At 37.2% G+C, this 9,743-nt stretch carries 8 protein-coding genes; 2 read left to right on the forward strand and 6 right to left on the reverse strand.

Annotation, left to right across the window (positions count from 1 at the left end):
* Positions 1-10: 10 nt before the first annotated feature.
* From BMW71_RS09470 to BMW71_RS09490, 5 genes are all read right to left on the reverse strand, one after another.
* The gene (locus BMW71_RS09470) at positions 11-2,536 is read right to left on the reverse strand and encodes a mechanosensitive ion channel family protein (protein WP_177179600.1); all 2,526 of its coding nucleotides are present in this window, start codon (positions 2,534-2,536) and stop codon (positions 11-13) included.
* A 313-nt stretch (positions 2,537-2,849) separates the two neighbouring features.
* Positions 2,850-3,371, reverse strand: a complete 522-nt coding sequence (locus tag BMW71_RS09475; RefSeq protein ID WP_218145571.1) for a hypothetical protein — start codon at positions 3,369-3,371, stop codon at positions 2,850-2,852.
* A 149-nt stretch (positions 3,372-3,520) separates the two neighbouring features.
* Complete coding sequence (locus BMW71_RS09480) at positions 3,521-4,201, reverse strand: hypothetical protein (RefSeq protein WP_092172624.1); 681 nt, start codon at positions 4,199-4,201, stop codon at positions 3,521-3,523.
* A gap of 183 nt (positions 4,202-4,384) precedes the next feature.
* Positions 4,385-4,954: an outer membrane beta-barrel protein gene (locus BMW71_RS09485; protein ID WP_177179602.1), complete on the reverse strand. Its 570-nt coding sequence runs from the start codon at positions 4,952-4,954 to the stop codon at positions 4,385-4,387.
* A 775-nt stretch (positions 4,955-5,729) separates the two neighbouring features.
* The gene (locus tag BMW71_RS09490) at positions 5,730-6,248 is read right to left on the reverse strand and encodes a hypothetical protein (RefSeq protein ID WP_092172630.1); all 519 of its coding nucleotides are present in this window, start codon (positions 6,246-6,248) and stop codon (positions 5,730-5,732) included.
* A 132-nt stretch (positions 6,249-6,380) separates the two neighbouring features.
* On the opposite strand from BMW71_RS09490, the gene BMW71_RS09495 reads away from it, so the two are divergent.
* Positions 6,381-8,006 carry a helix-turn-helix domain-containing protein gene (locus BMW71_RS09495; RefSeq protein ID WP_092172633.1) on the forward strand — a complete coding sequence of 542 codons (1,626 nt, stop codon included), beginning with the start codon at positions 6,381-6,383 and terminating at the stop codon, positions 8,004-8,006.
* Between the two features lie 18 nt (positions 8,007-8,024).
* On the opposite strand, the gene BMW71_RS09500 is transcribed toward BMW71_RS09495, so the two are convergent.
* Positions 8,025-9,035, reverse strand: coding sequence for an AI-2E family transporter (locus BMW71_RS09500; protein WP_244891128.1), 1,011 nt, complete (start codon positions 9,033-9,035; stop codon positions 8,025-8,027).
* A 307-nt stretch (positions 9,036-9,342) separates the two neighbouring features.
* Between BMW71_RS09500 and BMW71_RS09505 the strand changes: the two genes are divergently transcribed.
* Positions 9,343-9,743, forward strand: a 401-nt coding sequence (locus BMW71_RS09505) for a transposase (RefSeq protein ID WP_177179603.1), incomplete at its 3' end; no start/stop codon positions are given.

Here is a 9,743-nt window from a genome sequence, read left to right on the forward strand (position 1 = left end):
ATTCTTGTTTTTAAACGTCTCTATGCGGGTTTTTATCGAAAGGTTTTAATTGGTCAGATCCGGATTTAATATGTACGTCCAGCTGAGGGAATGCAATTACTACACCTTCTTTTTTAAACGTTTCATCGATTTGCATAATGATATCTCCCTTAAGGAAGGGAAGTTCGAAATAATTGTGGCACCAGAAAGTAACTTGTAGATTTATATGATTATCTGCGAATTCATGCGGTAAAACTCTCGCTACAGGATAATCTAAAATCCGTTTGTCCTTACTTATGAGATCTTTGATCAATCCAACAGCTTTTTCAAGGTTGGTTCCATATTCCACTCCAACTAAAAATGATAGTTTTTTCCCTTTTCCCATCGTCCAGTTGACCATTTGGTTACTTAAAAGTTCCCCATTTGGAATAATGATGCTGGATCCTTCAAACATATTTACCACACTACTCCTAAATCCGATGGATTTCATAATTCCGGCCTTTCCGTTGATTTCAATCAAATCACCTACCTTTACTGGGTTTTCGAAAGCGATGATTACACCGCTAACCAGATTGTTGAAAAGTCCCTGGAGACCGAGACCAATTCCCACTCCCAGGGCGCCCAGTACGATCGTGATCTTGTCCAAGGGGACACCTGAGGCAGCTATTGCTAAAAATAGGCCCAGGCTAATCACGAAAATTTGAACTAGTAGTAACCAGCTGCCCAGACTAACTTGTTTTCTTTTTTTCTGGTTTGCCTGCTGGATTTCAGGGTCAGACCCAAAAAAGGACAGGATTCTGGATAGCAGAAATGACACCGCCAAAATCGTCAAAAATACTAGAATACTGTTAATGGTGAAAGTATAGCTCCCCAGTACCCTTGGGGTATTCAGAAAGTCGCTTAAATAGGTGGATATATTACTGAAATTGTAGAAATTTTTACCCACCAGAGATAACCAGCCAATGACCAAGAATATGTAGAAAATATTCGGTACTTTTTCTCCGATTTTATCAAAGTTTATAAAGAAAAGTTTTTTATCGGGTTTGTTGTAGGTATTCGAGGCCAATACAAGCATTTGGTTAATAAGACGTACTGTCCAGATCATGATAACACCCAATACCGATCCGATATAACCTGAAACCAGCAATGCTTTGGATAAGTTGAGATTTCCTTGTATAAAAAAGAAGATCGATAACAATTGCATTAAGCATAAGAAATAGATAAAATAGACGATTTTTCTTTCTTTTAGTTCGTTAAATTTCTTTTTAAAAAGTATAATCATGCCATAAGTTAGGCCGATGATAGAAAGTAGTAATATAGCGTATTTTTCAAAACTGGAAAAGATCAAAATCATATTGAGGGATCCTACCAAAATGAAAAATAAAAAGACTACATACCAAAATTTCATCCAATATGTAGATAGAAAGCGATTGAACACAAATGTCAATGCAATACCTGATAATACCCATAGATTATAATAAAAGATAAATGGGGGCGATGGGAAAAAGAACTGAAACAGACCAATGGACACGATGGCGGATGACAAAAACGGATGTTTCAGTACTTGATAGTTATTATAGAGTCCTTCATCTCCCTGTTCTTCTATAATTCGTTTTTTTAGGTTATAGTTAAAAATGGAAATAAAAATTATAATGGAAATCATAAAAGTAATGCGAAGGAAATAAATTTCCAAGAAAAGTAGAAATGCTAAAATTTCCTTTTCAACAGAGATTTTTACGATTTCATTAAATGACCTGTTCAGGTAATTATTTGAATTCAATTCGGAAATTTCTTTCTTGAAAAAGTAACGGTTCAGTTCCTCTCTTTCACTCTCGATCATCAACGAAGTAAGCTGCAAGTGAATTAATAATTCATTTGCTTTCGATTCAAGACTTTCTAACGCATAAATAGTAACCTTAATGTCTTCTACAGTGGGCTTGACTTCTTTTCCTACTAACGCTAATTTTCTCTTGTAAGCTGCCTGTTCTATTGAATCGCTAGGAAGGATATATATGGCTTCTAATCCGGAAAGTGAATCGATGAGGTAACTTAATCGAAAAAGATAGTCTCCTTTGTCTTTCAAACTATTTCTGATAGACAAAGTCCTTTCCGATAATTCCGACATAATTGCTCCTGAAAGTGCCAAGTTCCTATCTGACCGGGGGTGTCCTTCGTTTTCCGACACACCCTTTTCAACGAGAATCCTTCGTTTCTCAATTTCTTCTAAATCTTCCTTAAAACCAATAGAATCCACGCCCATTCGTAATAATAATTTCGCTTCGTGAACGGTCTCTCTAATGTTTTCTAAGACGATTCTTTGTTGAAAATTAATTTCTGCATTTTCAAAAATTTCCGTACTCTGGAAAAATGCTTTGGCTTCTGGACTTTGGACTGGGGGATTGGGAGTGTTTTTGGTCTTTAGGCTTATCGAGTCTTCTTGTTGTGGAAGTGAGAAAGCATCGATAATCGAAAAATGCGATGCAAATACGGCCAAAGTAATCAAGGTCTTCGGCAAATATTTAGGTACGTTACTACAAATAAGATAAAATTCGGTCATATTAGTTGGTGTATTGTATAACATAGTGTCAATGTGGAAAAGGCTTTATTAATACGCATCTCCTTCTTTTTCCTTCCAAACCTGAGATCGGAAAGGGAGTCCCTACATTTAGACCTAACTACCTCAAAAATTGGTGCTTTGGAGCTACTTACCTTGACGAATAACTGCAAAGTCACCCAAGCCAGATTGTGGTTTTTCTGTAGTCTTCTCAATTCCGAAAAAAGGGGAAGTTCCACGTTTCCTATTTTCGGTAATACATGTTGATAGAAATCCACGCGTGAATACACCATTTATCTACTAGTTCTCTCAAATTTTAAAACCGTAATCCAGCGGTAAGGAATATGTCGTTTGTCTTACCAAAATCAATATCATCAATACTTTTCTGAATGTTAGTTACGCGCCATTGATAGCTCCAATCCAAATAGAATAGGGCCAAATCTATTCCGGCACCTGCAAATACTCCCCATTTGGGACTGTTAAAATCATCCTTATTCAAGCTATCCGATACGCCGGTTAATAATAATGCGGAGCTTCCTCCAAAGACTCGAAGTCCAAACGTGGACTCGGTGTTTCCAAGCACATTTAAACCCACAGTCAATGGAACTCTTAGCCCACTAAATTTGGCATCTGTAAAGGTTGTTACACCATTGTCGATGGTTGAAGCCTCTGCATTTTCAGTCAAATAAAATAACCCAGACTCGAAATACAGCTTTTTACCAAATTCGATGGAAGCACCGATTTGCCGGCCTATGTTGCCACTGACATTATCTGCCGTTCCGGATATATTTGTAAAATTTACTCCAGCCCCTACATGGTTTAAACGTGCTTTGTGCAAATACGCTTTCTGCACTGGCCAATAGAACGATAATTGCAATAATTTTTTTCACGATGCGTAGGGGAATATTTGGATATATTGATTGCTGTAGGTGGGTCATGCATTAACCCTGCTTATTTAGATTTTTTATGGTATCTGCAAATAGTTTTTTATAATCTTTTATAGATTTCCTGTTTATTTCTATCAGCGAGATGTTCGTCCTGCCCTATCTCCTTTTTCAGGGCATTTTTCATTTGATTATATAGATTCGAATTAGTATTTAAGATATAGTTTATAGTAAAGTTAACATTATCTGAAAGAACAATAACTGACTGGTTCCTGTCTATTATATAATAATTATCGGGTAGAAGATTGTATTTCTCGTCAATCTGATATTTCTTTTTCAGTAAATTCTGTATTTCGATTTTCTCATTACTATTTTTTATTTGAGAAAATGTATAATTATATAGGAATAGGGAGTTTTCGAAAAAATTAAGCTCCATTTTAACTTTATGAGTACCTATGTGAACTCTATAGAATAATTTTTTTATTTCCCCAAACGGATAAGAATTACTAATGCTGTAGTTTGGTTTGCCATATTTTAGTTTGAAAAAATTAACTTCATTTTCATGAAAATTTTGATTATCTGAAAATGAAATATTCACATCTGTTAATAACGGTTGTTTATTATCAAGCTCCAACAGTTCCAAATAGGTTTCTAATTTTTTGTGCTGTCTAAAAACATTGTCAAGGTAGTAATCCTGTCCATAGTAAGCCTCATGATAATAGTCGCGTAGGTAGTATGCGGCATTTGTTTTTAATAATCTTAATATTTTTTTAATAATAGTCATTTACATATTAAGTTTACAGAAACCCTCTGGTGTACATTGTTGATAGCTAAATGGTACAATTGTATGTTTCTTTTTAGTAGAAGCTAGAGTTGATGAACACCATTCCGGACAATTAGTAAAAATGGGGTTAACGAGATACAACGTTTGCTTTTAAAACCCTTTAATCTGATAGTGTTGACAAATCTAAAACCGTAATCCAGCGGTAAGGAATATGCCGTTTGTCTTACCAAAATCAATATCATCAATACTTTTCTGAATGTTAGTTACGGACCATTGATAGCTCCAATCCAAATAGAATAGGGCCAAATCTATTCCGGCACCTGCAAATACTCCCCATTTGGGACTGTTAAAATCATCCTTATTCAAGCCATCCGATACACCGGTTAATAAAAATGCGGAGCTTCCTCCAAAGACTCGAAGTCCAAACGTGGACTCGGTGTTTCCAAGCACATTTAAACCCACAGTCAATGGAACTCTTAGCCCACTAAATTTGGCATCTGTAAAGGTAGTTACACCATTGTCGATGGTTGAAGCCTCTGCATTTTCAGTCAAATAAAATAACCCAGGCTCGAAATACAGCTTTTTACCAAATTCGATGGAAGCACCGATTTGCCAGCCTATGTTGCCACTGACATCATCTGCCGTTCCAGATATATTTGTAAAATTTACTCCAACTCCTGGTTTAAACGTGCTTTGTGCAAATACGCTTTCTGCACTGGCCAATAGAACGATAATTGCAATAATTTTTTTCATGATGCGAGACATATTTAGATTTATTTATTACTGTAAGTGGGCCATACATTGACCAATAGGAGTCTTTGTTATCGGAGATATACCCCGGAGGCCTGTTCTCTTTTTTCGAGTAAACCAATATTCCCTTTAAGAAATTGCGGCAATCTATTAAGGATGGAGGGTCTTGCTGAGTTTCTAGCTGGTTTTTTACCTTTATTCGTTTCCTTCTTCAAAGATCCCACGCAATAGATATGCTCTGTTAGGTTGCCTCGTTGGCATAATATTCTATATTACAGTTTGGCGAATTGCTGTTGGTTCGGTAGGAATCGCCAAATCACTGGTCAGATAGCCTGTTTTCGCTCAGGGTTGATATTTCTCTTTTAAATTGACTAGACATTGAAGGTCAGGGCGTACTGTTTACTCGTCTAGGTAGGTACGTTATGTCTTTTAACAGTTGGGAATTTGTGGATTTGATGCTAATTCAACTTTGTTTTTAATTCTTGGAGAAAATTGTTGTGTATTTTTTGGTTAGACATCATAGCGAACTTGCTTTCTGCATGCCAAGGCCTCTTTTAACGACCAGGATTCATTAGGTTTTCTTGGCCGTTATCAAGTCTCGTGTGGGGACTGGTACGTCTTTCGAAGGGACTGCATTTTGTACTTTGGCATGGTAAGCTTTTAAGTGAAACCATTAATAACCCCATCTATAGGTAAAAGATGGTCTTCTTATTGGTATGTCGACGGGCTTTTTTGTAGGTTGAGTAATGTTAGTATAGAATGGTAGATTGCTTACAACCTAGAACTCCCAGGCTGGGTCGTCAAAGGCATTCAGTAGTTGGTTTTTATCAGAAATGTCTGATTCTGCTAGTTTTGGTTGCATGGAGGGATTGGTTGGATACGTTTTTCCGTTCCACGCAACCTTTACAAATCCTACTTCTCCGGTTCTTACATAGATGTTTTGGAATCCATTTGTTTTTTCCTCAGGCGAATCCTGTCCGACATATACAGGGTATTTTACCAAAGTCATTTTGGCCATTACCTTTAATTTATCGCTGAGCACCAGCATCGTGCAACCACCGGTACCACAAAAATCGGGGCCTATTAATCCGATGAGATACTCCGGTTGCTCATCACCATTCAATTCCACTTTGTCATAAATAAACCTTCTGGGAAATGCTGATTTTTCACCAAATTCTGTCCGTAGAACTGTGGTAATGTTTTCGATATCGTCATCCTGGCTCAGCACTCCTGACTGATCTTCAAACGAACCTGCGATCAGAAAAATAGCGATTATGGCATTACCGATTGATAGCATCAGGCTTTCAGATTAATTCTATTCAAATATCAAAAAACGCATGTTATTTTTATTATTTGGAGCCTGATTTAAAATTACAAAATTGAATTTTTAAGTTAAAAGTGTTATTTTTCATTGTAATTTTAAAATCCAATGCGTTTTCTTTTCACCAGTTGGCTGCTTCTAGTTGTTTCTATTTGGAATGTATGGGGCCAGGATACCGTGTTTGTCCAGAAGCATTGGTTTGATCAACCTGTAAAAAATATTTTTTTGGCCGAGAATGAGCTTCATGTTAAAGCGGGAAATGACTTGTTTGTTTTGAAGAATGGGAAATGGGAAAGATTTAACCTTAAATTTGAAAAGAATTTTGTTTTTTATTCCAATGGCTTCTATCAATCGGAATTTCTGCCTGACCAATTCAAAGAATCGACGGAATCCATGGCGCACTTAATACCTCAAAAAAGTTTGATCAACTGTACGATGGCTAGGAAAGAAAACCAGCTTTTCGTTGCTGTCGGAGGATCTCTTTTTGAATACGAAATAAGGCCGTTTTTTTCCATCGAATACCCCAATGCCTCCATTAGGCATGTCTATTTGGATGAAGAAATCAAAGCCGTTTCCACCTACTCAGGAATTTTTATTAATGATACTTTACGGCGTAATTTTCCGGCGTATTCGAATGGGCATTTTGTGAAGATAAATGATCAATATTATTTGTGTACGGACGATCTTTACCAGGTAACTGCCGTGGATTCCGTCAAACTGATCAAATCAGGTCAGAATATATTTGCAGGTCATTCACGAAAATTAGTAGAATGGAATGAGAAGGTTTATTCATTAAATACGAATTCTATCAACGAATTGCGGGAAGATTATTCCCTCTACCCGATTCATAAGGGATTTAACTTTTCAGATTTGGAAGTATTTGATTCCCTCCTTGTATTTTCGACCTACGAAGGGAAGTTATTCACGTACAATGGCACTGAAGTAAAATCGTTGGCTTCCGTAAATAGTAGGATCAGGGAAATTTTTATAGGTGACAATTGGATTTATATTGCTGCTGACAATGGTGTTTTTAAAATTCGACCTGATAATTCTCTGGAATTAATACGTGTTTCGGATCTTAGCAATTGCGTTGACATCGAACAGGATAGATTCAAAAACCTATGGATCGCGACAGAAAATGGTCTTGTAATATTACCAAAATCAAGTCACAAACCTGTTCCACTTGTTTCTGATGTGGAATTTAACAGGTACGCCATGACCCTCTATGAAGATAAAATTTACGCCGGATCTATCAATGGCTTGTATAAAATTGATATTTACACGATTGAAAGGGGATTTTTACCAGTCTATTTTCAAACAGTATCGGATCAAAATGCTTTATTTCTGAAACAATCGATTCTGGTAGCTTTCCTTATCGGTTTTCCCGCTATTTTTATCATTTTTTGGTTTTACAAAAGAAATATAAAAAATAGTAAGATTGAAATTCCTGCTAAACCGAAATCCAACACCTTGGTACTTGAGCAGGTCAAAAGCGACATAATTGCCCATAAATTGATTTCTGTTGATGCGTTAGCACTACATTACGATACCAATACTGTACAGCTAAATAGACAATTCAAGCGATTTGGCACTACTCCCGGGAAATACCTAAAAAAGGTAAAGATTTCCTGGGCGAATCGATTGCTTAAAGATGGAGTGGCCTTAGATGAAGTGGCTAGGCGGGTCGGTTATTCACCAAAGCTACTGAAACAAGAATTTGACCAAAAAAGTTGAACTACGAATACATTACGGTTATGATGCTTCCTCTAACCAAGACATGGTCAGTGTGTATGCAAAGGTCAAAATAATAGCTCCTGTAAAAAGCCCCAAAATACCGGAGTACAAAAATCCTCCAAAAGCTCCCATAAATACTACCATGGAGGGTACGGGCGCACCTTTCCCTAAAATCATCGGTTTGAGAAAGTTATCGAGGAGTCCGGCAAATACCATCCAGACTGTCAAAAAAATAGCCATGCCCAGACTTCCATTCATCCAAATATAAATAATTACTCCAATGCTGACTGGAAAAAGACCAATTTGAAACACGGAAAGAATTAATGAAACCAAAATCCAAATACCGGTAAACGGGATTCCTGCAATAAACATCCCTAACCCACAAAATAAGGCCTGAATAATGGAAACTCCCAAAATACCTTTTACTACATTAATGACTGTTGTACGCGCATCATCGGCCATTCTTTCCCCGGATTTACCGGCTAGCTTAGTGAAAAATTTTCTGGCATACTGGCCTTCTTCTACCGAATATGCCATAAAAACACCACTTACTAGTATAGAAAGCGTAAAAGTAAATATGCCGGATGCAGTATGAGAAACCATACCTAGAAATTCAATCAAAACGGGTTTTATCTCGTCTTGATGTTTAATAAACGTTTCGGAAAGATTCAGAGAGGCTTCTTCCCAAACTGAATATAGATAAGGTCCGATAATGGGGAATTGAGAGATACCATCATAGGGAGGAGGAATGTGTAGATCATTACTTTGGAAAGTGGATATCAATGCCTTGAACTCATCAACAGTGCTTAACATGATCAAAATAGCTGGTAAAATAATGACCATTAACAATCCCAACACAATTATTCCTGCGGACAAACCGGGACGAATCTTTAGTTGCTTTGTTAATAGCCTATGCAAAGGGCCAAACGTAATTGCCAATACTCCGCCCCAAATCAATAGGGTGATAAAAGGCTTTACAATAAAAAAACTGAGGAGAAGCAAAATCCCTAAAGCAAGGATTTGAATCACTATGTGGATTTGTGAAGGTTTTTGGACCTGAGGATTTAAAGGACTCGCCATCCGTTGAATTAACGTATAAAATCAAATTATCACAAGTATATGCAAAAAAAAATATCTTTATACTTGATAGGTCCGGAATTTAACAATACCGGAAACGATCTTCAAAAAATGCCTGAACATAATATTCCTCACGATGTTAAACGCTTTGGAAATCACAACCGGAATTATCGGTCCAATTCAACCAAATGCCACCGAGACTGTAATCTCAACTCTGTCTAAGCTTGGAATTTAGTTTTAAATTTTATAAGTAGTAGACATGAGCACAGAAGAAAAAGAAAACCTAAAAGAGAAAGCATTAAGACAGTTTAAGAATGGAGAGCCACTTTTTGGCAAAGGCGGAGCCTTTACTCCCATGCTGAAGGAGTTTTTGGAAGAGGCTCTTGAAGCAGAGATGGAAGGGCATCTGAGCAGCGATGAGTCTGGCCGTGAGGTTGGAAATAAGCGTAATGGGAAGGGCCGGAAGACTGTGAAGAGCAGCCATGGAGAAGTCGAAATTGAGACCCCTCAAGATCGGCATAGCAGCTTCCAGCCTCAGATTATTGAAAAGCGCCAACGTATCCTGGCGGACAATCTTGAGAAGCAAATCATCGCCATGTACGGTTTAGGTAACAGCCTGCGGGATATTCAGGATCATATTTCTGAGATGTATGATACAGA

It is taken from the genome of Cyclobacterium xiamenense (assembly GCF_900109255.1).
Classification (GTDB): domain Bacteria; phylum Bacteroidota; class Bacteroidia; order Cytophagales; family Cyclobacteriaceae; genus Cyclobacterium; species Cyclobacterium xiamenense.

What these genes read in the sequence shown, in the direction of transcription:
- BMW71_RS09480 (WP_092172624.1), bottom strand. Translation starts at nt 4,201, where the DNA reads ATGACTATTATTAAAAAAATATTAAGATTATTAAAAACAAATGCCGCA.
- BMW71_RS09470 (WP_177179600.1), bottom strand. Translation starts at nt 2,536, where the DNA reads ATGACCGAATTTTATCTTATTTGTAGTAACGTACCTAAATATTTGCCG.
- BMW71_RS09495 (WP_092172633.1), top strand. Translation starts at nt 6,381, where the DNA reads ATGCGTTTTCTTTTCACCAGTTGGCTGCTTCTAGTTGTTTCTATTTGG.
- BMW71_RS09485 (WP_177179602.1), bottom strand. Translation starts at nt 4,954, where the DNA reads ATGAAAAAAATTATTGCAATTATCGTTCTATTGGCCAGTGCAGAAAGC.
- BMW71_RS09490 (WP_092172630.1), bottom strand. Translation starts at nt 6,248, where the DNA reads ATGCTATCAATCGGTAATGCCATAATCGCTATTTTTCTGATCGCAGGT.